Source organism: uncultured Ramlibacter sp. (assembly GCF_936925435.1).
Lineage (GTDB): Bacteria > Pseudomonadota > Gammaproteobacteria > Burkholderiales > Burkholderiaceae_C > Ramlibacter.
Genome location: NZ_CAKZHQ010000004.1, coordinates 212,256 through 235,953 on the forward strand (window position 1 = coordinate 212,256; position 23,698 = coordinate 235,953).

The 23,698-nt window shown below is 68.4% G+C and carries 18 protein-coding genes; 9 read left to right on the forward strand and 9 right to left on the reverse strand.

Features of this window, described 5'->3' with window-relative positions:
• Position 1 precedes the first annotated feature (1 nt).
• Positions 2-751, reverse strand: coding sequence for an electron transfer flavoprotein subunit beta/FixA family protein (locus Q0632_RS04635; RefSeq protein ID WP_298924860.1), 750 nt, complete (start codon positions 749-751; stop codon positions 2-4).
• Between the two features lie 293 nt (positions 752-1,044).
• On the opposite strand from Q0632_RS04635, the gene Q0632_RS04640 reads away from it, so the two are divergent.
• Genes Q0632_RS04640 through Q0632_RS04650 form a run of 3 tightly spaced genes read left to right on the forward strand, consistent with a single transcriptional unit; the run spans position 1,045 to position 3,952 of the window.
• Positions 1,045-2,061 carry a TRAP transporter substrate-binding protein gene (locus Q0632_RS04640; RefSeq protein WP_298924863.1) on the forward strand — a complete coding sequence of 339 codons (1,017 nt, stop codon included), beginning with the start codon at positions 1,045-1,047 and terminating at the stop codon, positions 2,059-2,061.
• Positions 2,062-2,118: 57 nt separating this feature from the next.
• Positions 2,119-2,604 carry a TRAP transporter small permease gene (locus Q0632_RS04645; RefSeq protein ID WP_298924866.1) on the forward strand — a complete coding sequence of 162 codons (486 nt, stop codon included), beginning with the start codon at positions 2,119-2,121 and terminating at the stop codon, positions 2,602-2,604.
• Positions 2,605-2,659: 55 nt separating this feature from the next.
• Positions 2,660-3,952, forward strand: coding sequence for a TRAP transporter large permease (locus tag Q0632_RS04650; RefSeq protein ID WP_298924869.1), 1,293 nt, complete (start codon positions 2,660-2,662; stop codon positions 3,950-3,952).
• On the opposite strand, the gene Q0632_RS04655 is transcribed toward Q0632_RS04650, so the two are convergent.
• Genes Q0632_RS04655 through Q0632_RS04665 form a run of 3 tightly spaced genes read right to left on the reverse strand, consistent with a single transcriptional unit; the run spans position 3,921 to position 6,947 of the window.
• Positions 3,921-5,186 carry a mechanosensitive ion channel domain-containing protein gene (locus tag Q0632_RS04655; protein WP_298925274.1) on the reverse strand — a complete coding sequence of 422 codons (1,266 nt, stop codon included), beginning with the start codon at positions 5,184-5,186 and terminating at the stop codon, positions 3,921-3,923. The genes Q0632_RS04650 and Q0632_RS04655 overlap by 32 nt on opposite strands.
• 22 nt (positions 5,187-5,208) lie before the next feature.
• Complete coding sequence (locus tag Q0632_RS04660) at positions 5,209-5,991, reverse strand: enoyl-CoA hydratase (protein WP_298924871.1); 783 nt, start codon at positions 5,989-5,991, stop codon at positions 5,209-5,211.
• Positions 5,988-6,947: a histone deacetylase family protein gene (locus Q0632_RS04665; protein WP_298924874.1), complete on the reverse strand. Its 960-nt coding sequence runs from the start codon at positions 6,945-6,947 to the stop codon at positions 5,988-5,990. Before Q0632_RS04665 ends, Q0632_RS04660 begins: the two co-directional genes overlap by 4 nt.
• Before the next feature lie 35 nt (positions 6,948-6,982).
• On the opposite strand from Q0632_RS04665, the gene Q0632_RS04670 reads away from it, so the two are divergent.
• From Q0632_RS04670 to Q0632_RS04690, 5 genes are all read left to right on the forward strand, one after another.
• Positions 6,983-7,903 carry a MoxR family ATPase gene (locus Q0632_RS04670; RefSeq protein WP_298924876.1) on the forward strand — a complete coding sequence of 307 codons (921 nt, stop codon included), beginning with the start codon at positions 6,983-6,985 and terminating at the stop codon, positions 7,901-7,903.
• 109 nt (positions 7,904-8,012) lie between these two features.
• Positions 8,013-8,960, forward strand: a complete 948-nt coding sequence (locus Q0632_RS04675) for a DUF58 domain-containing protein (protein WP_298924878.1) — start codon at positions 8,013-8,015, stop codon at positions 8,958-8,960.
• Positions 8,957-10,972 (forward strand): DUF3488 and transglutaminase-like domain-containing protein, encoded by a 2,016-nt coding sequence (locus Q0632_RS04680; protein WP_298924880.1) that lies wholly within the window; start codon positions 8,957-8,959, stop codon positions 10,970-10,972. Before Q0632_RS04675 ends, Q0632_RS04680 begins: the two co-directional genes overlap by 4 nt.
• Positions 10,972-12,048, forward strand: a complete 1,077-nt coding sequence (mltB, locus tag Q0632_RS04685; RefSeq protein WP_298924882.1) for a lytic murein transglycosylase B — start codon at positions 10,972-10,974, stop codon at positions 12,046-12,048. Before Q0632_RS04680 ends, mltB begins: the two co-directional genes overlap by 1 nt.
• Before the next feature lie 55 nt (positions 12,049-12,103).
• The gene (locus tag Q0632_RS04690; protein ID WP_298924884.1) at positions 12,104-12,733 is read left to right on the forward strand and encodes an N-methyl-D-aspartate receptor NMDAR2C subunit; all 630 of its coding nucleotides are present in this window, start codon (positions 12,104-12,106) and stop codon (positions 12,731-12,733) included.
• Between the two features lie 13 nt (positions 12,734-12,746).
• Here Q0632_RS04690 and Q0632_RS04695 read toward each other — a convergent pair whose 3' ends face one another.
• From Q0632_RS04695 to Q0632_RS04715, 5 genes are all read right to left on the reverse strand, one after another.
• Positions 12,747-13,586 carry an alpha/beta hydrolase gene (locus tag Q0632_RS04695; RefSeq protein ID WP_298924886.1) on the reverse strand — a complete coding sequence of 280 codons (840 nt, stop codon included), beginning with the start codon at positions 13,584-13,586 and terminating at the stop codon, positions 12,747-12,749.
• 87 nt (positions 13,587-13,673) lie between these two features.
• The gene (locus tag Q0632_RS04700) at positions 13,674-15,251 is read right to left on the reverse strand and encodes a tetratricopeptide repeat protein (protein ID WP_298924888.1); all 1,578 of its coding nucleotides are present in this window, start codon (positions 15,249-15,251) and stop codon (positions 13,674-13,676) included.
• Entirely contained in the window at positions 15,251-16,210 is a 960-nt protein-coding gene (locus Q0632_RS04705; RefSeq protein ID WP_298924890.1) for an alpha-E domain-containing protein, read from the reverse strand. Before Q0632_RS04705 ends, Q0632_RS04700 begins: the two co-directional genes overlap by 1 nt.
• 2 nt (positions 16,211-16,212) lie before the next feature.
• Positions 16,213-17,709, reverse strand: coding sequence for a circularly permuted type 2 ATP-grasp protein (locus Q0632_RS04710; protein ID WP_298924892.1), 1,497 nt, complete (start codon positions 17,707-17,709; stop codon positions 16,213-16,215).
• A gap of 108 nt (positions 17,710-17,817) precedes the next feature.
• Positions 17,818-20,208: a DNA internalization-related competence protein ComEC/Rec2 gene (locus tag Q0632_RS04715; protein WP_298924895.1), complete on the reverse strand. Its 2,391-nt coding sequence runs from the start codon at positions 20,206-20,208 to the stop codon at positions 17,818-17,820.
• 86 nt (positions 20,209-20,294) lie between these two features.
• Here Q0632_RS04715 and Q0632_RS04720 point away from each other — a divergent pair, with 86 nt between their 5' ends.
• Entirely contained in the window at positions 20,295-23,687 is a 3,393-nt protein-coding gene (locus Q0632_RS04720) for a DUF2126 domain-containing protein (RefSeq protein ID WP_298924898.1), read from the forward strand.
• The last annotated feature ends 11 nt before the right edge of the window (positions 23,688-23,698 follow it).

Here is a 23,698-nt window from a genome sequence, read left to right on the forward strand (position 1 = left end):
CTCAGATCACCTTCGCTTCGTTCTTGAGCTTGGCCACCAGGGTGGCGACGTCGGGCACCTTGATGCCGGCACTGCGCTTGGGCGGCTCGACGACCTTGAGGGTCTTCAGGCGCGGCGTCACGTCCACGCCCAGGTCCTCGGGCTTGAAGGTGTCCAGCTGCTTTTTCTTGGCCTTCATGATGTTGGGCAGCGTCACATAGCGCGGCTCGTTCAGGCGCAGGTCGGTGGTGATCACCGCCGGCAGGCTGATCGACAGGGTCTCCAGGCCGCCGTCGACCTCGCGCGTGACCTTGGCCTTGCCGTCGGCCACTTCGACCTTCGATGCGAAGGTGGCTTGCGGGATGTCGCACAGCGCCGCCAGCATCTGGCCGGTCTGGTTGCAGTCGTCGTCGATGGCCTGCTTGCCCAGGATGATCAGGCCGGGCTGTTCCTTGTCGACCAGGGCCTTGAGCAGCTTGGCCACGGCCAGGGGTTGCAGTTCCTCGGTGGTCTCCACCAGGATGGCGCGGTCGGCGCCGATGGCCATGGCGGTGCGCAGGGTCTCCTGGCATTGGGCAACACCGCAGGACACGGCGATCACCTCGGTGGCCACGCCCTTTTCCCGCAGCCGCACGGCCTCTTCCACGGCGATCTCGTCGAAGGGGTTCATGCTCATCTTCACGTTGGCGATGTCCACACCCGTGTTGTCCGACTTGACGCGGACCTTCACGTTGTAGTCCACCACGCGCTTGACCGGTACCAGGACCTTCATGCTGGGGCGCTCCTAAGGGTTTGAATTGACGTTGACGTAAACGGGAATTCTATGCGGCGACGCAACACGCAGACGCCGCTGCGGCCAGTGACAGGCCAGCATGCATTCAAAAAAGAACGACCGTTCGCTTTTGCGATTATAGGCCGCGGCCTCCGCTGCCGGGCAAGAGAAACCAGCCGGCTTGTCGGGCGGACGACAATTGACCGACCGCACGGTTGGCGAATTCGGGTAAGTCTGGACGGAGCGGGCGCGGATGCCGTCATACAGTCGGGCAGCCATCCCAAGGAGCTTGCATGCATCGCCACCTGTTGACCCTGAGCGCCGCCGCCGCGGCGCTGGTTTGCGGCCCGGTCGCCGCGCAGACGGTGTTCACCGTCTCCACCTGGGTCCCGCCCAGCCACTCGCTGAGCATCGCCCAGAAGGAGTGGTGCGAGCTGCTGGAAAAGAACACCACAGGCAAGATGAAGTGCAACATCCTGCCGCGCGGCGTGGCGGCGCCCCCCGGAACACTGGACGCGGTGAAAAATGGGCTGGCCGACATCTCCTTCACCGTGCACGGCTACACGCCGGGCCGCTTCCTCTACACCCAGATGGCCGAGTTCCCCTTCCTGGGCAACACCTCGGAGCCGATCTCCGTGGCCTTCAACAAGGTGGCGATGGCGCACCCCGAGTTCGCCGCCGAGCACCAGGGCATCAAGGTGCTGGCCTTCTTCACGCACGGCCCGGGCATCGTCTTCAACACCAAGAAGCCGGTCACCAGGGCGGAGGACCTGCAGGGCCTGAAATGGCGGGTGGGCGGCGGCATGGTCAACGAGATCACCAAGACGCTGGGCATGAACGTTACCCTCAAGCCGGCGCCGGACTCCTACGAACTGCTGGCCGGCGGCGTCATGGACGGCACGCTGTTCCCGGCCGAATCGACCGAGTCCTTCAAGATCGACAAGATCATCAAGTACGCCACCTTCTTCCCCGGCGGCCTGTACAACACCAGCTTCGTCTTCATGATGAACCAGGGCAGATACGACAAGCTCAGCGCCGATGAAAAGAAAGCCGTGGACGCGATCTCCGGCGAGATCGCCGCGCGCACCTTCGGCCGCAACTGGGACAAGGTGGACCGCCGCGGCATCGCCCTGATGCAGGCCAACGGCGTGCAGATGACCAAGGCCGACGCCGGCTTCGTCGCCGACGTCAAGGCCAAGACCTCGGGCCTGGAGGCCAAGTGGGTCAAGGAGGCGCAGGCCAAGGGCCTGAAGGACGCTGGCAAGGTGCTGGCCGACTTCCGCGCCGAGATCGCCAAACAGGAAAAGTAAGCACCGTCCCGTCCTGGCATGCGGCCTCCCGGTGAGCGCCGCTTTTTTCTGCTGTCCATGAAAAAAACACTTGAAACCGCCTGCGGTGTGCTGGCCGCTGCTGCCCTGTTCGGCATCATGGCCCTGACCTTCCTGGACGTGTGCAGCCGCAAGCTCCTGGACAACTCCATCCCCGGCTCGCTGGAGCTGACCGAGTTGATGATGGTGGCGGTGATCTTCGCCGCCCTGCCCCTGGTGTCGCTGCGCGCCGAGCACGTCAGCTTCGACTCGCTGGACAGCTGGCTGCCAGCTGGCTTGCGCAGGCGCCAGGCGATGCTGGTGCACCTGCTGTGCGCGGCCGCCATGCTGGCGCTGGGCTGGCTGATGTGGCGCGAGGGCGGGCAATTCCTGGCCACCGGCGAGACCACGGCGCAGCTCAAGATCCTGAAGGCGCCCTTCATCTACGCCATGGGCGTGCTGTGCGCGCTGACCGGCCTGGTCCACCTGGGCCTGGTCACGCAGCCGCCGGTCGAGCCGGCCGAAGGCGAAGGGGCAGCACTATGAACCGCTGGGCCGCTCCCAAGGCGAATGCCGCAGCGCGCCGCGCGGAGGCTTGCAAATGATTGAAGCCCTGCTTGGATTTGCCGCCATCTTCGTCCTGGCCCTGTTGCGCATCCCGCTGGCCTTTGCCATGGGCCTGGTGGGCGTGGCCGGCATAGCCCTGACCCGCGGCTGGGCACCCGCCCTGGCCAGCACCGCGCAAGTGGTCTATGAGACCGGCTTTGCCTACACGCTGTCGGTGATCCCGCTGTTCATCCTGATGGGCAACTTCGTGGCGCGCGCCGGCCTGGCCCACGAGCTGTTCCAGGCGGCCTACGCCTTCATCGGCCATGTGCGCGGCGGCCTGGCCCACGCCACCATCGCCGCCTGCGCCGGCTTCGGCGCGATCTGCGGCTCGTCCATCGCCACCGCCGCGACCATGAGCAAGGTGGCCTATCCCTCGATGCAGAAACTGGGCTACAGCAATTCGCTGTCCACCGGCGTGATGGCGGCCGGCGGCACGCTGGGCATCATGATCCCCCCGTCGACCATCATGGTGATCTACGGCATCGTCACCCAGACCAACATCGGCAAGCTGTTTGCCGCCGGCGTCATCCCCGGCCTGCTGACGGCCGCCCTGCTGATGCTGACGGTGTCGGTCATGACCCTGCGCGATCCTGAACACGCGCCGCCGGGGGCGCGCAGTTCCTGGCCTGAGCGCTGGCGCGCCCTGCGCGGCATCTGGGGCGTGCTGCTGCTGCTGGTGGTGGTGCTGGGCGGCATCTACGGCGGCTTCTTCACCGCCACCGAAGGCGCGGGCTTCGGCGCCGCAGGCGCGTTCTTCTTCGCCCTGGCCCGCAGGCGCCTGACCTGGGCCATCTTGCTGCAGGTGCTGGTGGAGTCGGCGCGCACCACGGCCATGCTGTTCACCTTGTTGATCGCCGCCACCATCTTCGCCAACTTCATCAACTTCACCAGCCTGCCGGGCGACCTGATGCACTGGATCACCCACCTGGCCCTGTCGCCCACCATGGTCATCGTGGCCATGATGGCGATCTACGTGGTGCTGGGCACGGTGATGGAGGAACTGACCATGGTGCTGCTGACCATCCCGCTGTTCTTTCCCATCGTCACCCAGCTGGGGTTCGACCCGGTCTGGTTCGGCGTGCTGATCGTGATGATCGTGCAGATCGGCCTGATCTCGCCGCCGGTGGGCATGAACCTGTTCGTGCTGAACTCATTGCTGCCGGGCGTCGGCCTGGCCGCCATCTTCCGCGGCTGCTGGCCCTTCGTCGCGATGATGGTCGTCGTGCTGGGCCTGCTGATCGCGTTCCCGCAGATCAGTCTGTGGCTGCCGTCCCTGATGAAATGACTGCGGGATCGGGCACCTGCTTCAAGTGCACCACCCGCTGCGGCGATGGGATGTCGATGCCCGCAGAGCGCAGACCACGCAGGATGCCCAGGTTGATGTCCGAGCGCACGTTGAGCTGGCCGTTGACCGGGTCGGAGATCCAGAACAGCACGCTGAACTCCAGGCCGTCAGGGCCTAGCCGGGCCAGGCGGGCCGCCGGCGCGGGGTCCTTGAGCACGCGATCGGCGGCAGCGGCTGCATCCACCAGGATCTGCTCGACCAGCGCCGGGTCGCTGGCATAGCCCACCGTGACCTCAGTGGTCAGTAGCACGCGCGGGTCGTCCAGCGAGAGGTTCTCGATGCGCTCGGTGATGAGTTTCTCATTGGGCACGATGGACTCGCGGCCATTGGTTGAGCGGATCAGGGTGTAGCGCGTCTTGATGTCGACCACCTCGCCCTCGAAGCCGTCCACGCGTATCACGTCGCCGATGCGCAAGGAGCGCTCGAACAGGATGACAAACCCGCTGACATAGTTGGCGGCCAGCTTCTGCAGGCCCAGGCCCAGGCCCACGCCCAGCGCGCCGCCCAGCACCGACAGCGCCGTCAGGTCCACACCCACGGCCGACAGCGAGAACAACAGGCCCACCAGCAGCAGCACGGCGCGCAGCGTGTTGGCTGCGACCTTGCGCAAGGACAGGTCGCTCACCGTGTCGCGCAGCAGGTTGCGCTCCACCGTGGCCGAAATCCACAGCACCAGCACCAGCACCGCGCCCGAAGACAGGATGCCCTGGATGATGGTCAGCAGATTCAGCCGGGTCTTTCCGAACATGAACTGGATGGACTCCAGTTCCTCCAGCACCATGGGCAGCAGGCCGACGATCCACAGCACGGCGGCAACCCAGGCGATCCAGGAGAACAGGCGTTCCACCAGGCGCGCCAGGCCCGACTGCGGGAACACAGCCGTCTGCACGCGGGCGACGAGACGGATGCCGGCCAGCGAGATCAGGATCGGGACGGCAATGCGCAGCACGGGCACGGACTGCTTGAGGTGGCTCAGCACCAGCAGCGCGATGTAACTCAGCACCAGGGCCAGCAGCGGGAACAGCAGGCCGTCGAAGATGGCGCGGCCGAACCAGACCGACTCGGCCTGCCGGTGACGCCCGGCCAGCCAGCTCACGCCATAGGCAACCGCCAGGCAGGCAAGCAGCACCAGGATGCCCGTGTGCACGCCAGGGCGGCCGAGTTCAGCGAGCAGCTTGTCGAAGTCGCTCACACGCTCAAGCCTTCCAGGACGGGGCACGCTTTTCAGTGAAGGCGCGCACGCCCTCCTGGGCGCACGCGTCCATCATGTTCAGCGCCATGGTCTGGCCGGCAAGCTGGTAGGCCGCCTCGATCCCCATCTCGCGCTGCCGGTAAAACAGCTCCTTGCCCATGGCGATGGCCAGCCTGGGCTTTTGCAGGATGCTGTCGACCAGGGCGGCGACTTGCGCATCGAGCTGCTCCGGCGCCACCACGCGGTTGACCAGGCCGCGCTGCTGGGCCTCCTGCGCGCTGATGAAGTCGCCGGTCAGCAGCATCTCCATCGCTTGCTTGGAGCCCATGCTGCGCAGCAGCGGCACGCTGGGTGTGGCGCAGAACAAGCCGAGGTTGACGCCGCTGACGGCAAAGCGGGCCTCGGTGGAGGCCACGGCCAGGTCGCACTGGGCCACCAGCTGGCAGCCGGCCGCGGTGGCGATGCCGTGCACGCGCGCGATCACCGGCACCGGCAGCTTCTGGATGGCCAACATGAGGCGGCTGCATTGCGCGAACAGCGCCTGGTAATGGGCCAGGTGCGGCTGCGCCAGCATTTCCTTGAGGTTGTGGCCGGGGCAGAAGGCCTTGCCGGCGGCTGCCAGCACCACCACGCGCGCAGCTTCGTCGTGCGCCACGGTGTCGATCGCCTGCTGCAGCGCCGCCAGCATCTCCTGGCCCAACGCATTGAAACTGGCTGGCCGGTTCAGGGTCAGCGTGACAACGCCGCGCGCGTCGCGCTGCTTAAGGACAGCGGCATCCGCGCTCACAGGTCGGCCAGCGCCCGCAGGTGCGCTTCCACGCTGCGCCCCAGGGCGCTGAGGTTGTAGCCGCCTTCCAGCGAGGAAACGATGCGGCCCTTGGCGTGCTTGCGGGCGACCTCCTTGATGCGCTGGGTCATCCAGGTGTAGTCGGCCTCGACCAGGCCGAGCTGGCCCAGGTCGTCTTCACGGTGGGCGTCGAAGCCGGCGCTGATGAAGATCATCTCGGGCTTGAATTCCTCCAGCCGCGGCAGCCACTGCTCCTCGATCTTCTTGCGGATGACGTCGCCCTTGGTGTAGGCCGGGATGGGCAGGTTCAGCATGTTGTCGCCCAGCGGGTTCTCGCCCGTGCCCGGGTAGAAGGGATGCTGGAAGATGCCCACCATCAGCACGCGCTCGTCGCCCGACAGAATGTCTTCCGTGCCGTTGCCATGGTGCACGTCGAAGTCGACGATGGCCACGCGCTGGAGGCCATGGTGCTCGAGCGCGTAGCGCGCGCCCACCGCCACCTGGTTGAAGATGCAAAAGCCCATGGCACGGTCGTGACAGGCATGGTGGCCGGGCGGGCGCACCGCGCAGAAAGCGTTCTCCAGCTCGCCGGCCATCACCGCGTCGGTGGCCGCCACCACCGCGCCGCAGGCGCGCAGGATGGCATCAAAGCTGTAGGTGTTCATGGCGGTGTCGCCGTCCAGGCGCGCGTAGCCGCGGCCGCCCTTGTCGACATGCTCGGACAGTTCGGCCGCGATCTCGCCGATGGCTTTCACGTAGCGCTCGTCGTGGGCCAGACCGATGTCACTGGCCGAAGCTCGCGGCGCCTCGCGCCGCTCCAGCACATCGGCAACGCCGCTGGCCAGCAACCGGTCCTCGATCGCATCGAGCCGCTCGGGGCATTCGGGATGGCCCGGACCCATTTCATGCTTGCGGCAATCGGGGTGGGTGAAATACCCGGTTTTGTTTGCAGTCATCGTCAACTCAACCGATTTTCGGATAACGTCGTGCCATGGATGCACAAGAAAAAATCAAGGCGCTCCTCGGTCAGCTTAACACGGTGATCGTGGGCAAAGCGGCCCAGGTGCAGGACTGCGTGGCCTGTCTGCTGGCCGGCGGCCACCTGCTGATCGAGGATGTTCCGGGCGTCGGCAAGACCACCCTGGCGCACGCGCTGGCACGGGCCTTCGGCCTGCACTTTTCGCGCGTGCAGTTCACCGCCGACCTGATGCCCAGCGACCTGTCGGGCGTGTCCATCTACGAGCGCGCCAAGGAGGCCTTCGTCTTCCATCCCGGCCCGGTGTTTGCCCAGGTGCTGCTGGCCGACGAGATCAACCGCGCCAGCCCCAAGACCCAGAGCGCCCTGCTCGAGGCCATGGAGGAAAAGCAGGTCACGGTCGAGGGCGAGACACGCGCCCTGCCCTCGCCCTTCTTCGTCATCGCCACCCAGAACCCGCACGACCAGCTAGGCACCTTCGCCCTGCCCGAGTCGCAGCTGGACCGCTTTCTGATGCGCATCTCGCTGGGCTATCCCGACCGCGCCGCCGAACGCCAGCTGCTGGCCGGCAACGACAGGCGCGACATGGTGCTGAACCTGCAGAGCACGCTGACACCCATCGAGCTGGACTGGTTGCAGCGCAAGGTGCTGGAAGTCCATACCTCGGAGCCGTTGCTCAACTACGTGCAGGACCTGGTGGCCGCCACCCGCTCGGGCCGCTGGTTCCTGCAAGGCCTGTCGCCACGCGCCGGCATCGCCGTGGTGCGCGCGGCCAAGGCCCAGGCCCTGCTGTCGGGCCGCGACTACGTGGCGCCCGACGATGTCCAGGCCATCCTGCCGCAGACCATTGCGCACCGCCTCATTCCCGTCGGCGATGCCGGCCGCGGCGCGGTGGAGCAGGTGCGTGCCATGGTCGAGGCAACGCCCCTTCCCTGAAGAAATGGCCCACCCCCGAAGCGCCTTCGGCGCCTCCCCCTCGAGGGGGCGCCCCCAGTGGCCCGGCGAAGCCGGATCCACGGCGGCCCACGAATGGAATCCGGTGGCAATGGTGCGTGCAAGATTCCGCCAATGGTGGCAGGCGCGGCTGCCGCTGGCCGACAGCATCAGCCTGACCCAGCGCAACGTCTACATCCTGCCCACGCGGCCGGGTTTCATGCTGGGCGCCACCTTGCTGGTGCTGCTCATCGCGTCCATCAACTACCAGCTCAACCTGGGCTACCTGCTGACCTTCCTGCTGGCGGGCAGCGCGGTGGTGGGCATGCACGTGTGCCATGCCACGCTGCGCGGGCTGGCCATGAACCTGAGCGCGCCGGATGCGCAGTTCGCCGGTGGCAGCGCCACCCTGGCCATCACCTTGCACAACCAACGCAAATCGGCGCGCCACGGCATCGGCCTGGCCGTGCTGGACGCCACCCATGCGGACCGCTGGGTCTGGACCGACGTGCCAGCCCAGGGCAGCGCCACCGTGCATGTGGCCTTCCAGCCCACGCGGCGCGGCCTGCACCGCGTGCCGCCATTGACGGCCGAAACGCGCTTTCCGCTGGGCACCTTCCGTGTCTGGACAGTGTGGCGACCGGCCGCCCAGGTCATGGTCTACCCGGCGCCCGAGCCCTTCCCGCCGCCGTTGCCGCCGGGCGAGCCGCGCTCGGGCGGCGGCGCGCTGGCACAGCCCCAGTCCAGCGGCGAATTCGATGGCGTGCGCCCCTATCGCCGTGGCGACCCGCTCAAGCTCGTGGTCTGGAAAAAAGCCGCCAAGGCCGACGAACTGGTCAGCCGCGACACCCAGCAGGCCCAGCGCTACGAGCTGTGGCTGGACCATGCCCAGAGCGGTCACCTTGATGCAGAAGCCAGGCTGTCGCGGCTGGCGGCCTGGGTGCTGCAGGCCAACAAGCTGGCGCTGGACTACGGCCTGCGCCTGCCCGGTCAGGAGATCGCGCCGGACAGCGGCGAGGCCCACAAGCGGCGCTGCCTGGAAGCACTGGCCACCTCATGAACGCGCTGCGCGCCCGCATCGCGGCCCTGCCGCGCGACAGCCGCGACACCCTGTTCCTGCTGCTGGTGATCGCCTGGGTGGTGCTGCCGCAAGCCGGTAACCTGCCGCTGTGGTGCAGCCTGGGCACGGCAGCCATCCTGCTATGGCGCGGCTGGCTGGCCCTGGCCGCGCGGCCGCTGCCGGGCAAGTGGTGGCTGCTGGGCGTGCTGGCCGTCACCCTGCTGGCCACCCTGGCCAGCTACCGGACACTGCTGGGCCGCGACGCCGGCGTCACGCTCATCGTGGCGCTGCTGGCGCTCAAGACGCTGGAACTGCGCGGACGCCGCGATGCCTTCGTCATCTTCTTCCTGGGCTTCTTCGTGATGCTCAGCAACTTCTTCTTCTCGCAGTCGCTGCCGGTGGCCGCCGCCATGCTGGTGGCGCTGCTGGGCCTGCTCACCGCCCTGGTCAATGCCCACATGCCGGTGGGCCGGCCGCCGCTGGCGCAAGCGGCGAAGACGGCGGCCTGGATGGCGCTGCTGGGTGCTCCCATCATGGCCGTGCTGTTCGTTCTGTTTCCCCGCTTCGCGCCGCTCTGGGGCATTCCCGGCGACGCCATGAGCGGCCGCAGCGGCCTGTCGGCCAGCATGCAGGTGGGCAATCTGGCCAGCCTGGCGCTGGACGAGAGCATCGCCATGCGGGTCAAGTTCGAAGGCCGGCCTCCGGCCCAGCAGGACCTGTACTTCCGCGGCCCTGTGCTGGCCAATTTCGACGGCCGTGAATGGCGCCCGCTGCAGCGCCTGGGCAACCGCTTCGCACCGGGGTTGCAAGCGCCTTCCCTGTTGCAAGTGGCCGGCACGCCGGTACGCTACCAGGTCACGATGGAAGCCAATAACCGGCCCTGGCTGCTGGTGCTGGACGCGGCCTCCAGCGCGCCCGAGGTCCCGGGCATGGCAACGCTGATGACCAGCGAGCTGCAATGGGTGGCCGACCGGCCGGTCACCGACCTGCTGCGCTACCGGGCCGAGAGCTATTTCCAGTTCCGCCATGGGCCACAGGCCAGCGCTGTGTCCTTGCCGCCCGAATACCGCGAGTTACCGCCGGGCTTCAACCCGCGCACCCAGGCACTGGCGCAGGAGCTGGTGCGCAACGCTGCAACGGGCACGACCGGCAAGGCCGCCCTGGTGGGTGGGGCCCTGGAGCATCTGCGCAGCGGCGGCTATACCTACACGCTGGACCCTGGTGTGTATGGCCAGCACACCGCCGACGAATTCTGGTTCGACCGCAAGGAGGGCTTTTGCGAACACATCGCCTCGGCCTTCGTGGTGCTGATGCGGGCCATGGACATCCCCGCGCGTGTCGTCACCGGCTACCAGGGCGGCGAGATGAACACGGTGGACGGCTTCTGGGTGGTGCGGCAGGCCGACGCCCACGCCTGGACCGAGGTCTGGCTGGCCGGCCGCGGCTGGGTGCGGGTCGACCCCACCTCCGCCGTGGCCCCGGGCCGCACCGGCGCCCTCCAGCGCCTGCGCCCGCCCCAAGGTGTGCTGGCCGGCGCCATCGGCACCTTCAATCCCACCTTGGCGGCCAGCCTGCGCGCCGCCTGGGACGCAATGAACAACGGCTGGAACCAGTGGGTTCTCAACTACACGCAAAGCAAGCAGCTGAACCTGCTCAAGGACATCGGCTTTGAATCGCCCAGCTGGGAAGACCTCAGCTACGTGCTGCTGGCGCTCATCGTGCTGGTGGCCCTGGTCGGCGCCCTGTGGTCGCTGTGGGAGCGCAGCCAGCACGATCCCTGGCTGCGCTTGTTGGGGCGCACGCGCAAGCGCCTGCGCGAGGCCGGGCTGGAACTGCCCGCTGCCGCCGGCCCGCGCCAAATTGCGACGGCTGTCACAGCGCGTTTCGGCTCCCATGGGCGAGGATTGGCAGACTGGCTGCTGCGGCTGGAGGCGCAGCGCTATGCCCGCGCCCCGAGCGCCAGCCTGACCACCCTGCAACGCGAATTCAACCAACTGGCCTGGCCATCTTGATGTCCCTTCGACTCACCCTTTTTGCTCTTTTTCTGATAGCAATCCACGCTCTACCGGCGGGGGCTGAGGCCAAGAAACCTGCCAAAACCCAAGTAGCAGCCCGGCAGGGAACGCCCTTCGCCGCGAACGACCAGGCCATGCGTTTTGCCCAAGACGTGGCGCAGCGGCGCGACCTGGACCCGGAGTGGACACGCCGCGCCGTCGGCAGCGCCCAGAACCTGGCGGTGGTGTCGCGCCTGATGCAGCCGCCGCCGGGCGGCACGCGCAAGAACTGGGGCGTCTACCGCAGCCGCTTCATCGACCCGGTGCGCATCAATGCCGGTGTGCGCTTCTGGCAAGACAACCGCGCCACGCTCGAGCGCGCCGAGCAGGAATACGGCGTGCCGGCGGCCATCGTCGTGGGCATCATCGGCGTGGAAACCATCTACGGCCGCAACACGGGCGACTTCCGCGTGATCGACGCCCTGGCCACCCTGGCGTTCAACTTCCCCGCCTCGCATCCGCGCGCCGCCGAGCGCAGCGAGTACTTCCGCGGCGAACTCGAGCAGTTCCTGTCGCTGCAGCACCGCAGCGGCGGCGACCCGCTCCAGCCCCTGGGCAGCTATGCCGGCGCCATGGGCCTGCCGCAGTTCATGCCCAGCAGCCACGTCAAGTGGGCGGTGGACTTCGACGGCGACGGCCGCATCGACCTGTCCAACAGCGCGGCCGACGCCATCGGCTCGGTCGCCAGCTACTTCAAGGGCTATGGCTGGCAGACCGGCATGCCCACCCACTACCCGGTGGCCTTCGACAGCGCCCGGCTGGACAAGGAGGCCCTGCTGGCGCCGGACATCCTGCCCAGTTTCAGCGTGGCCAGTTTCACGGCCAAGGGCGCGGTGCTGGAGGGCCAGGCCCTGCAGCACAATGGGCCTCTGGCACTGGTGGAGTTGCAAATGGGCGAAGCAGCGCCGCGCTACGTGGCGGGAACGGAAAACTTCTACGTGATCACCCGCTACAACTGGTCGAGCTACTACGCCATGGCGGTGATCGAGCTGGGCCGCGAGGTCCAGCAGGCAATGCAGCGGGGCGGGCCATGAACCGCTGGGCCGCTCCCAAGGTGAATACCGCAGCGCGCCGCGCGGAGGTTGCGTCATGAGCGTTACTCTGGCCTCCTGGCAACGCTGCTGGCGCGAACTGGGCGCCACGGCGCCCGACACCGCGCTGTTCAACACCCTGATCGCGCGCTACAGCGAGAAGCACCGCCACTACCACACGCTGCAGCACCTGCGCGAATGCCTGGAGCAGTTCGATGCGGTGCGCACCATGGCGCAGCGGCCGGCCGAGATCGAGCTGGCGCTGTGGTTCCACGACGCGGTCTATGAGCCGCAGCGCCACGACAACGAGGCCCTGAGCGCCGCCTGGGCCCGTGACGCCGTGCTGCAGGCCGGCCTGAGCGCCGAGGTGGCGCAGCGCATCCACGCCCTGATCATGGACACCTTGCACCTGCAGGCACCGGCCGAGCCGGACGCCAGGCTGCTGGTGGACGTGGACCTGTCCATCCTGGGCGCCGATCCGGCGCGTTTCGACGAGTCCGATGCGCAGATCCGCGCCGAGTTCGCCCATGTGCCCGAGGCCGAGTTCCGCCAGGGCCGCCGGCGCGTTCTCAATGGCTTCCTGGCGCGCCCCCGGCTGTACAACACCGAGCGCTTCTACCAGGCCTGCGAGCTGCAGGCCCGCGCCAACCTGCAGCGCTCGCTGGCGCGGCTGGCGGCCCCGACTTAGGCTGGGCCGCGGCTCAGCCCGCCAGCTGGCGCTCGATCCAGCGCTGGGTGTCGGCCATTACGCCTTCGCGGCCGAAGTCGTTGAACAGGTCGTGGAAGTGCCCCTCATAGAGCTTGAGGGTCTTGTCGGCCGAGCCCACGGTATCGAAGAAGAACTGGCTGCCGCGCGCCAAAGTTGCCTTGTCGACCGTGCCGTGCATGATCAGCACCGGCAGGGTCATGCGCGGGAACTCCTTTTCCAGCCGCTCGTCGGCCCGCACCAGGGCCGCCACCGTCTGGGCCGGCTGCACCTCGCCCGCGGTCAGCGGGTCGCTGTTGAGGGCCAGCACGGCCTGCGGATTGCGCGAGAAATCCTCGTTCTTGAGCTTGAGCACCGGCAGCCGCGGCGCCACGTGGCTCAGGGCCTTGATGGCCGCCAGGGCGAAGTCCGGCGCCGGCACCTTGAAGGCAAAGCTCTCGCAGATCAGGCCAGCCAGCTGCGCCTGGTTGTCCAGGGCGTAGACGCAGGAGACCACGCCGCCGGCGCTGTGTCCCAGGAGAAAGACCGGCAGGCCGGGCTCACGCTCCTTGGCGATGGCGATCAGGCGCTTGACGTCGTCGGCGTAGTCGTCCACCGCATCGACGTAGAAGCGCTCGCCTTCCGACTTGCCGCGGCCACGCAGGTCGATGGCATAGGCGGCCATGCCCTTGGCGGAAAACTGCTGCGCGACCCAGCTGTACTGGCCGCCGTGCGAATTGACGCCGTGGCAGATGACCACCACAGCGCGCACCGGGATGGCCGGCCGCCAGCTGCGAAAGAAGATCCTGACGCCGCCCTTGCCTTGGAAGGTCTCTTCGCGGGGAATCTGGGCCATGGCATTCCTCCTGGGGATTGGCAGAACACGCCCCATCTTGGCCCGCATCCGCTGCGCCCGTCCATGGCCCCAAGGACCTAGACCGCCCTAGTCCGCTGGCTGCGCCAGCTGCCGCAAAGCCTGCACCGCCCGCGCCATCTGCTGCGCCCGGTCCTCGCCGAAGCCGCGCCGGAACAGGCGCAGGGTCGGATACCAGGGCGAGTCCTCGCGCTCGAGCAGCCAGCGCCAGTCGGCATTGGGCGCCAGCAGCAGCCAGGTCGGCCGGCCCAGGGCGCCGGCCAGGTGAGCAATCGCCGTGTCCACGGTGATGACCAGGTCCAAAGCTTCCAGCATGGCGGCGCTGTCGTTGAAGTCCTGCCAGTCGCCCGTGAAATCGGGCAGCTGGCCGGCCGGCAACGCGATGTCCGAATACGGTCCGGCGTCGGCCTTTTGCAGGCTGAAGCACTGCACGCCCTCCATCTGCAGCAGCGGCAGCCAGGCGGACAGGGCGATGGCGCGGTTGTGGTTGTTCACCTGGCCCTGGAACCCCGACCAGGCGATGCCGACCTTGCACTTGCCGTTCCAGGGTGCCAGGCGCTCGCGCCACTGCGCCACCGTGTCGGCCCTGGCGCGCAGGTAGGGCACGGCCGCCGGGATGCTGTCCATGGTCGTGCCCAGGTGCAGCGGCAGCTCCAGCAGGGCCACATGCGAATCGACTTCCAGGCGCTGCTGCGGCCCCAGGCATTGCACGCCGGCCAGGCTGTGTTCGATCAGCGGTGCCAACTCGGGCTGGACCACGCAGCTGACCGTTGCGCCCTGCTGCTGCAGCAGCGGCACATAGCGCAGGAACTGCAGCACATCGCCCAGACCCTGCTCGGCATAGACAGCGACGCGCCGGCCCGCCAAGGGCTGCTCGCGCGGGCCGCGCCATTCGAAAGCCGGGTTGAAGAAAGCCGGCCGCTGCAGCCGCTGCGTGTCCTTCCAGCGCGTCGCGTACCAGCGCCAGCCCTCGGCCAGCTTGCCGGCCAGCAGCAGGGTGAAGGCCAGGTCGAGTTCGGCCAGGTCGAAACCGGGCTTGAGGTTGAGCGCACGCCGCAGCTGTGCCTCGGCCTCGTCGAGCCGGTTCAGATTGAGCAGCGCCGTGCCGGTGATGCGCACCGCGTAGGGATGGGCCGGCTGCAGCGCCTCGGCCTGGCGCGCATGGGCCAGGGCGCCCTCGAAATCACCGATGCGCCAGAGCACGCCCGCCAGGTCGACATGGGCCTCGAAGAACTCGGGCTCCAGCGCCACGGCCTCGCGGTAGCGCTGCACGCACTCATGCAAGGCGCCGGCATGCTCCAGGCAAAAGCCGTAGTGCAGCAAGGTGGCGCGGTCGCGCTGGCCCAATGCGCCGTACAGGTGGGCGTACGCAGGCAGGGCCTGCAGGTACAGCTGGCGTCCCAGCTGCAACTCGCCCAGCAGCTGCCAGGGTTGGGGATCGTGCGGCGCGAGGCGGCAGGCATCGCCCAGCCAGGCGGCGGCGGTCAGCGCGTCGCCTGTGCCGGCACAGGCCTGGGCCATCGCCAGGCGCGCCGCCACCGAGCCGGGCTCGCGCTGCAAGGCCTCGCGGAAAAAGGCCAGGGCCTCGTGGAAGCGCCCGCCCTCGAGCAGGGCCGCGCCCGGCGCCAGGCTCTGCGCAGGCCCCATCAGATGGTGGCGGGCACGAGGAAGTCGCGGCTGATGCGACCGCCCAGCTCATTGACCCGGTCCAGGAACTGGGTCAGGAAGGCATGCAGGCCGGTGGCCAGGATCTCGTCGATGTGGCCCCACTTGAGGTCGGCGCGCAGCTTGCCAGCGCGGCGCATGGTTTCGCCCGACTGGTCGTTGGCCACCATCTCGAGGTTGCTCACCACCTCGTTCATGCTGGCGTGCAGCGAGCGCGGCATGTCGGGCCGCAGGATCAGCAGGTCGGCCACGCGCTCGGGCTTGATCACGTCGCGGTAGACCTTGCGGTAGATCTCGAAGCCGGAGACCGAGCGCAGGATGGCGCTCCAGTGGTAGAAATCGTACTCCTGGTCCTGCTCGGTGGCGGCGCCGAAGAAGTCGCTCTGCACCGCATGGAACTTGACGTCGACCAAGCGGGCCGTGTTGTCGGCGCGCTCCAGGAAGGTGCCCAGGCGCATGAAGTGCAAGGCTTCGTCCATCAGCATGGTGCCCACCGTGACGCCGCGCGACAGGTGCGAGCGGAACTTGACCCACTCGAAGAACTGGGCGGGGTCGCGCTCGAAGGCGCCGCTGCGCAGCATGCGGCCGACTTCCAGCCAGGTCTGGTTCTGGGTCTCCCAGGCCTCGGTGGTCAGCGAGCCGCGCACCGCGCGGGCGTTCTCGCGGGCCGCCTTCAGGCAGGAGATGATGGACGAGGGATTGTTCTCGTCCTTGACCATGAACTCCATCACCGCCTTGGGCGTGATCTCGCCGTGCTGCTCGGTGTACGAGGGCACCAGCTCACTGATCGACAGCAGGCCCTGCCAGCCGACCTGGGCGACGGCGGCCGACTGCGGCAGCAGCGAGGTCTGGTAGTTCACGTCCAGCATGCGGGCGGTGTTCTCGGCCCGCTCGGTGTAGCGGGCCATCCAGAACAGGTGGTCGGCAGTTCTTGAGAGCATGTTCAGACCTCCAAAATCCAGGTGTCCTTGGTGCCGCCACCCTGGGACGAATTGACCACCAGCGAACCTTCCTTGAGTGCCACGCGGGTCAGGCCGCCTGGCACCATCTGCACCTCCTTGCCCGAGAGCACGAAGGGTCGCAGGTCGATGTGGCGCGGCGCGATGCCGCTGTCCACATAGGTCGGGCAGCTCGACAAACTGAGCGTGGGCTGGGCGATGTAGCCGGCCGGGTTGGCCAGGATGGCCTGACGGAAGTCCTCGATCTCGGCCTTGGTGGACGCCGGGCCCACCAGCATGCCGTAGCCGCCGGCGCCATGCACCTCCTTGACGACCAGGTCCTTGAGGTTGTCCAGCGTGTACTTCAGGTCGTCCGCGTTGCGGCACATGTAGGTGGGCACATTGTTCAGGATGGGTTTTTCGCCCAGGTAGAACTCGATCATCTTGGGCACGTAGGGGTAGATCGACTTGTCGTCAGCCACGCCCGTGCCCACCGCATTGCAGATGGTCACGTTGCCGGCGCTGTAGGCGTCGATCAGGCCCTTGGTGCCAAGGGTGGAGGTCGGGCGGAACACGTCCGGGTCGAGGAAGTCGTCGTCCACGCGCCGGTAGATCACGTCGACCCGCTTGGGGCCGCGCGTGGTGCGCATGTAGACGTAGCGGTCCTTGACGAACAGGTCCTGGCCCTCGACCAGCTCCACGCCCATCTGCTGGGCCAGGAAGGCGTGCTCGAAGTAGGCACTGTTGTACATGCCGGGGGTGAGCACCACCACCGTGGGATCGGGTGCGCCGGGTTGGGCGCTGGAACGCAGCGTCTCCAGTAGCAGGTCGGGGTAATGCATCACCGGCGCCACACGGTGCTTGGAGAACAGATCCGGGAACAGCCGCATCATCATCTTGCGGTCTTCCAGCATGTAGCTCACGCCACTGGGCACGCGCAGGTTGTCTTCCAGCACGTAGTACTCGCCCTCGCCCTTGGCATTGGGGGCGCGCACGATGTCGACGCCGGCGATGTGCGAATAGACATGGTGGGGCGTGTACACGCCCATCATCTCCTTGCGGAACTGGGCGTTGTTCAGGACCTGTTCGGCCGGGATGACGCCAGCCTGCAGGATCTCCTGGCCATGGTAGACGTCGTGCAGGAAGCGGTTCAGGGCGGTGACGCGCTGGACCAGGCCTTTTTCCATGGTCGCCCACTCGTGGGCCGGGATGATGCGCGGGATCAGGTCAAAGGGGATCAGCCGCTCGGTGCCCGCGCCGTCCTCGTCCTTGGCGCCGTAGACGGCAAAGGTGATGCCCACGCGGCGGAAGATCATTTCCGCCTCTTCGCGGCGATCGCGCATCGCGTCCTGCGGCTGGCCGGCCAGCCATTGCGCGTAGTCGCGGTAGTGCTCGCGCACCCCCTGGAGCTGGACCTGGCTTTGCCCACCCTGCGACTGGCTTTGCACCTGGAACTGGCCCGAGGCGGGCAACTGGGCGTACATCTCGTCGAATTTGTGCATGGAAGGCTGTTCTCCGTCACATGAGGATAGCAATATCCGGGCCGTAAATGTGGCCCCCACGCTCGCTCACTGCGTGTGGCTCGCTGCCCCCCGAGGGGGCGTTCGCGCCTAGGGGCGGCCCGTCGGCGCGAAATTGGCCCCCAGGTGCCGCCAATAACGCGGCGCCTCCTCACGCTCGCAGGCCAGGCGCCCGGGCTGCTCCGAGGACCAGCGCGCCGCGCCACAAGCTGGCGAGGCGACCAGCGCGATGCCGCGTTGCGCATAGCGCTGCACCACCGCCGGCGCCGGATGGCCGAAGCGGTTGCGGTAGCCGGCCTGCACCAGGGCCCAGCGCGGCTGCACTGCGTCCAGGAAGGCCTCGCTGGAGGAGGTTTTGCTGCCGTGATGGGGGACCAGCAGGAAGTCGGAGCGCAGCACAGCACGGTCCGCAAGCAGCTGCGCCTCTTGCGGCTGCTCGATGTCGCCGGCCAGCAGCGCGCTGGCCTGGGCGTTGGCGATGCGCAGCACGCAGCTCAGGCCGTTGGCCTTGCCGCCGGCGCCATAGCCGGCCTCCTGCGGGTGCAGGAACATGAAATCCACGCCGTCCCATTGCCAGCGCTGGCCCGCCAGGCAGCGGCGGGCCGGCCGCAAGGCCTGCAGTTCATGGCTGGCCTCGATGGAACTGGCCAGCGCCGCCTGCGGCTGCATCGCCAGCACGGCAGCCGCGCCCCCGCTGTGGTCGCTGTCGCGGTGACTGACCACCAGCAGGTCGACCCGCTCGCCCATCGCCCGCAGCAAGGGCACCAGCACGCGGTGGCCGGCGTCGCTCTCTGCGCTGTAGCGCGGGCCGGCGTCGTAGACCAGGGTGTGGCCCGCGGTGCGCACGAGCACGGCGTTGCCCTGGCCGACATCGGCCGCCAGCAGTTCGAAGGCGCCGGGCGCCGGCCGCGGCGCCTGCCAGAGCAGCACCGGCAGCAGCAGGGGCAGGCCCAGCACGCGCGCGGCCCAGGGCAGGCGCATGGCCAGCAGCAGGCCACCGAGCACGCCGGCGGCGCCGGCCCACAGCGGCGGCGCGGCACCGCTGTAACTGGCAAAGGGCAAGGCCGCCAACAAGGCCAGGAAGGCGGCCAGGGCCTGCACCGCCCAGGCCGCCAGATCCCAGGCCGCCGGCAGCAGCGCGCCGGCCAGGGCCAGCGGCGTGATGCACAGGGTCACCCAGGGAATGGCGACGGCATTGGCCAGCAGGCCCACGATGGAGACTTGGCCGAACAGCAGCAGCGACAGGGGTGCCAAGGCCAGCGTGACCACCGCCTGCTCCCGAAAAAATGCAACAAATCGGCCTCCAGCTCCCGTCTGCTGGACCTGAGATGCTCCTGAATCTGTAGCAAACAGGACGCCGACGGCGACGAAACTGAGCCAGAAGCCGGCTTGCAACAGGGCCCAGGGGTCGATGCTGACCACCACGGCGCCGGCCAGCAGCCACAGCAGGGGCCAGGGCCAGCGCCGGCCGGCCAGGCGCAGCAGGGCCACGGCCGCCAGCATCCACAGCGTGCGCTGGGCCGGCACGCCCCAGCCGCTGAACAGGGCATACGCGGCGGCCAGCAGCACGCCACCGGCCAGCGCCGCGTGCTGGGCCGGCCAGGCCAGGCACAGGCGCCGGCTGCGCCGCCACAGCGAGCCCACCAGCCAGGCGGCGGCCCAGGCGAACATGGTCACGTGCAGGCCCGAAATGCTCATCAGATGGGCGACGCCGGTGGCGCGAAAGACGTCCCAGTCGGCCCGCTCGATGGCGTTCTGGTCGCCCACCACCAGGGCCGCCAGCACCCCGGCTGCCTGGCGATCCGCCACGCGCGCGAAGATCGCCTCGCGCACCGCCTGCCGGGAGCGCTCCACCGGGTGCTTCCAGGTCTGCTCCAGGCGCTGCGGCGCTGCATCGGCACGCACATAGCCGGTGGCCTGCAGGCCCTGCTCCCACAGCCACAACTCATGGTCGAAGCCATGCGGGTTGAGGTTGCCGTGCGGCGCCTTCAGCCGCACTGTCATCTGCCAGCGCTCGCCGGCGCGCAGTTCGGGCACCGCATCCCCGCCGTACCAGCCCAGCATGGCCTGGGCCGGCAGGCGCACCGGCGCGCCCGCCAGTTGCGCGGACGCGATGCGCAGGCGAAAGCGCAGCCCCAGGGCGTTGCGCTGCGGCATCGCGGCAACGACGCCTGTGACCACGATGTCCCGGCCCTCCAGCGCCGGCGGCAGCGCCTGGGCAGCGAAGTGCGCCGCGCGCAGCCCGCAGACGCCGAACGCCAGCGCGCCGGCAGAGAGCGCCAGCAGCACGCCACGCCACCAGAGCGCTCCTCGATTGATAGCAAGAAAAGACCAGAGGACGGGGGCTACAGCAAGAAATACAGCGTAGACCAGGACGGGCCAGAGCTGCGGCTGCTGCAGCTGCCAGGCCGGGCCGGCGAGCGCGCCCAGCAGCACCGGCAGCAGCCAGCGCCCGCCCCGGTGGCCGTGGTCTTTGTCCATGTCGCCTGCTCAACGGAGCATGGCGCCGCGCTGCCGACAGGGTCGAAGTCCACTGCGCGGGCCCCAGTCTTGCTAGCATGCTGCGCATGCCCATCCATGCTGCGCTGAACCACGTCACCCATTACAAATACGATCGCCTGGTGCAGCTGGGGCCGCAAGTCGTCCGGCTGCGGCCGGCGCCGCACTGCCGCAGCAACGTCATCTCTTACTCGCTGCGCATCGAGCCGGCCGGCCATTTCGTCAACTGGCAGCAGGACCCCTTCGCCAACTACCAGGCGCGCCTGGTCTTCCCGGAAAAGACCCGTGAATTCAAGGTCACGGTCGACCTGGTGGTGGAGATGGCGGTCTACAACCCCTTCGACTTCTTCCTCGAGCCCGAGGCCGAGAATTTCCCCTTCACGTACGCGCCCGAAGTCGCCACCGAGCTGGCGCCCTATCTGGCGGCCGAGCCGGCCACGCCGCTTGTCAAGGCCTACCTGGCCAAGATCGACCGCAAGAAGAAGCGCACCATCGACTTCCTGGTCGGCCTGAACCAGCAGGTGCAGGGCGACGTCAAGTACCTGATCCGCATGGAGCCCGGCGTGCAGACGCCGGAACAGACGCTGGGCAACGCCAGCGGCTCCTGCCGCGACTCGGGCTGGCTGCTGGTGCAGTTGCTGCGCCACATGGGCCTGGCGGCGCGCTTCGTCTCGGGCTACCTGATCCAGCTGGTGCCCGACGTCAAGTCGCTCGACGGCCCCAGCGGCACGACGGTGGACTTCACCGACCTGCACGCCTGGTGCGAGGTCTACCTGCCGGGCGCCGGCTGGATCGGCCTGGACCCGACCTCGGGCCTGATGGCCGGCGAGGGCCATATCCCGCTGGCCTGCACGCCCCAGCCCTCGGGCGCGGCGCCGGTCGAAGGCGTGATGGAAAAGGCCGAGGTCGAGTTCAGCCACCACATGGAGGTCACGCGCATCCACGAGTCGCCGCGCGTGACCAAGCCCTACACCGAGGAGCAGTGGGAGAAGGTGCTGGCGCTGGGCGAGGCGGTGGACCGCGAGTTGCAAGCCGGCGACGTGCGCCTGACCATGGGCGGCGAGCCGACCTTCGTCGCCACCCAGGACCGCGACGCGGCGGAATGGAACACCGACGCGCTGGGCCCGACCAAGCGCGGCTACGCCACCGAGCTGGTGCAGAAACTGCGCGCCGAATACGGCGACGGCGGCTTCCTGCATTTCGGCCAGGGCAAGTGGTATCCCGGCGAGCAGTTGCCGCGCTGGGCGCTCAACATCTACTGGCGCGCCGACGGCCAGCCGGTCTGGCGCAACCCGGCCCTGTTCGCCGACGAACGCAAGCCCTCGCAGTACACGCAGGCCGACGCCGGCCGCTTCATCCGCGCGTTGGCTGGCCGCCTGAATCTCAGCGACAAATTCATCCGGCCCGGCTACGAGGATGTCTTCTACTACCTGTGGCGCGAGCGCAAGCTGCCGGTCAACGTCGATCCCTTTGACTCGCGGCTGGACGACGAGATGGAACGCATGCGGCTGCGCCGCGTCTTCGAGCAAAAGCTCGATGCGGTGGTGGGCTATGTGCTGCCGCTGCAGGCGAACCCCGCGTCGAAGAAGAGCCCCGCGCTGGCCGGAGCAGTGTGGTCCACCGGCCCCTGGTACTTCCGCGACGACCGCATGTACCTGATCCCCGGCGATTCGCCCATGGGCCTGCGCCTGCCGCTGGACGCCCTGCCCTGGGTCAGCAAGGCCGACTATCCCTACATGGTGGAGCAAGACCCCTCGGTGCAGCGCGAGACGCTGCCGCCGCCGGTGGCGCTGCAGCTGCGCAACGACACGAGCCTGCCAACGCAAACCACCGGCTTCGCGCCCGCGCCCGAGCGCTTCGAGTCGGCCCTGGAGCTGACCCGCACCGCCCTGTGCGTGGAAGCGCGCGACCCGCGCCGCGCCAATGGCCCGCAGGCCGAGCGCACCGGCCACAAGTACGGCGTGCTCTACATCTTCATGCCGCCGCTGGAAAAGCTGGAGGACTATCTGCAGCTGCTGGCGGCGGTGGAAGACACGGCCCAGGCGCTGGGCGTGCAGATCGTGCTGGAAGGCTACCCGCCGCCGCGCGACGCCCGCCTGAAGCTGCTGGCCGTCACGCCCGACCCCGGCGTGATCGAGGTCAACATCCACCCGGCCGCGAGCTGGGGCGAACTGGTGGCACACACGGAGTTCCTCTACAACGCGGCCTTCGAGACCCGTCTGTCGGCCGAAAAGTTCATGACCGACGGCCGCCACACCGGCACCGGCGGCGGCAACCACTTCGTGCTGGGCGGCGCCACGCCGGCGGACTCGCCTTTCCTGCGCAAGCCCGAGCTGCTGGCCAGCCTGCTGCTGTACTGGCACAACCACCCCAGCCTGTCCTACCTGTTTTCCGGCATGTTCGTCGGCCCGACCAGCCAGGCGCCGCGCGTCGACGAGGCGCGCAACGACCAGCTGTACGAGCTGGAGATCGCGCTGGGCGAGATCGGCCACAGCCGCAAACTCCATGGCGAGGAGATGCCACCCTGGCTGGTCGACCGCAGCCTGCGCAACATCCTGGTGGACGTCACCGGCAACACCCACCGCAGCGAGTTTTGCATCGACAAGATGTACTCGCCCGACTCGGCCACCGGCCGGCTGGGCCTGCTGGAGCTGCGCGCCTTCGAGATGCCGCCGCATGCACGCATGAGCATCGCCCAGCAATTGCTGATCCGCGCCCTGGTGGCGCGCTTCTGGAAGCAGCCCTACCGGGCACCGGCGGCGCGCTGGGGCACGCAGCTGCATGACCGCTGGCTGCTGCCGGCCTTCATCAAGGCCGACCTCAACGATGTGCTGGCCGAGATGCGCGAGGCCGGCTACGCCTTCGACACCGCCTGGTTCGCGCCGCACTTCGAGTTCCGCTTCCCGCTGGTAGGCGAGGTGCAGTCCAGCGGCATCGAGCTGACCCTGCGCAACGCCCTGGAGCCCTGGCACGTGATGGGCGAGGAAGGCTCGGCCGGCGGCACGGTGCGCTATGTCGATTCGTCACTCGAGCGCATCGAGGTGCGTGTCACCGGCCTGAACGAGAGCCGCCACGTCGTCACCGTCAATGGCCGCGCCCTGCCCCTGCAGCCCACCGGCACCATGGGCGAGTTCGTCGCCGGCGTGCGCTACAAGGCCTGGAACCCGCCATCGGCCCTGCACCCTTCGATCGACGTGCATGTGCCGCTGACCTTCGACATCGTCGACACCTGGATGAACCGCTCGATCGGCGGCTGCCAGTACCACGTCGCCCACCCCGGCGGGCGCAACTACGACAGCTTTCCGGTCAACTCCTACGAGGCGGAAAGCCGGCGCATGGCGCGTTTCTTCCGCATGGGCCACACGCCGGGCAAGCTGCAGGTGCCGCCGGCGACCATCGAGGTGCCGGGCAGCCGCGAGTTCCCCTTCACCCTGGACCTGCGCTCACCGCCTCAGGCTTGAGAGGCACCAGT

Coding starts and splice junctions, on each gene's coding strand:
- Q0632_RS04635 (WP_298924860.1), bottom strand. CDS start 751: ATGAAGGTCCTGGTACCGGTCAAGCGCGTGGTGGACTACAACGTGAAG.
- Q0632_RS04640 (WP_298924863.1), top strand. CDS start 1,045: ATGCATCGCCACCTGTTGACCCTGAGCGCCGCCGCCGCGGCGCTGGTT.
- Q0632_RS04645 (WP_298924866.1), top strand. CDS start 2,119: ATGAAAAAAACACTTGAAACCGCCTGCGGTGTGCTGGCCGCTGCTGCC.
- Q0632_RS04650 (WP_298924869.1), top strand. CDS start 2,660: ATGATTGAAGCCCTGCTTGGATTTGCCGCCATCTTCGTCCTGGCCCTG.
- Q0632_RS04665 (WP_298924874.1), bottom strand. CDS start 6,947: ATGACTGCAAACAAAACCGGGTATTTCACCCACCCCGATTGCCGCAAG.
- Q0632_RS04670 (WP_298924876.1), top strand. CDS start 6,983: ATGGATGCACAAGAAAAAATCAAGGCGCTCCTCGGTCAGCTTAACACG.
- Q0632_RS04675 (WP_298924878.1), top strand. CDS start 8,013: ATGGTGCGTGCAAGATTCCGCCAATGGTGGCAGGCGCGGCTGCCGCTG.
- Q0632_RS04680 (WP_298924880.1), top strand. CDS start 8,957: ATGAACGCGCTGCGCGCCCGCATCGCGGCCCTGCCGCGCGACAGCCGC.
- mltB (WP_298924882.1), top strand. CDS start 10,972: ATGTCCCTTCGACTCACCCTTTTTGCTCTTTTTCTGATAGCAATCCAC.
- Q0632_RS04690 (WP_298924884.1), top strand. CDS start 12,104: ATGAGCGTTACTCTGGCCTCCTGGCAACGCTGCTGGCGCGAACTGGGC.
- Q0632_RS04695 (WP_298924886.1), bottom strand. CDS start 13,586: ATGGCCCAGATTCCCCGCGAAGAGACCTTCCAAGGCAAGGGCGGCGTC.
- Q0632_RS04700 (WP_298924888.1), bottom strand. CDS start 15,251: ATGGGGCCTGCGCAGAGCCTGGCGCCGGGCGCGGCCCTGCTCGAGGGC.
- Q0632_RS04705 (WP_298924890.1), bottom strand. CDS start 16,210: ATGCTCTCAAGAACTGCCGACCACCTGTTCTGGATGGCCCGCTACACC.
- Q0632_RS04710 (WP_298924892.1), bottom strand. CDS start 17,709: ATGCACAAATTCGACGAGATGTACGCCCAGTTGCCCGCCTCGGGCCAG.
- Q0632_RS04715 (WP_298924895.1), bottom strand. CDS start 20,208: ATGGACAAAGACCACGGCCACCGGGGCGGGCGCTGGCTGCTGCCGGTG.
- Q0632_RS04720 (WP_298924898.1), top strand. CDS start 20,295: ATGCCCATCCATGCTGCGCTGAACCACGTCACCCATTACAAATACGAT.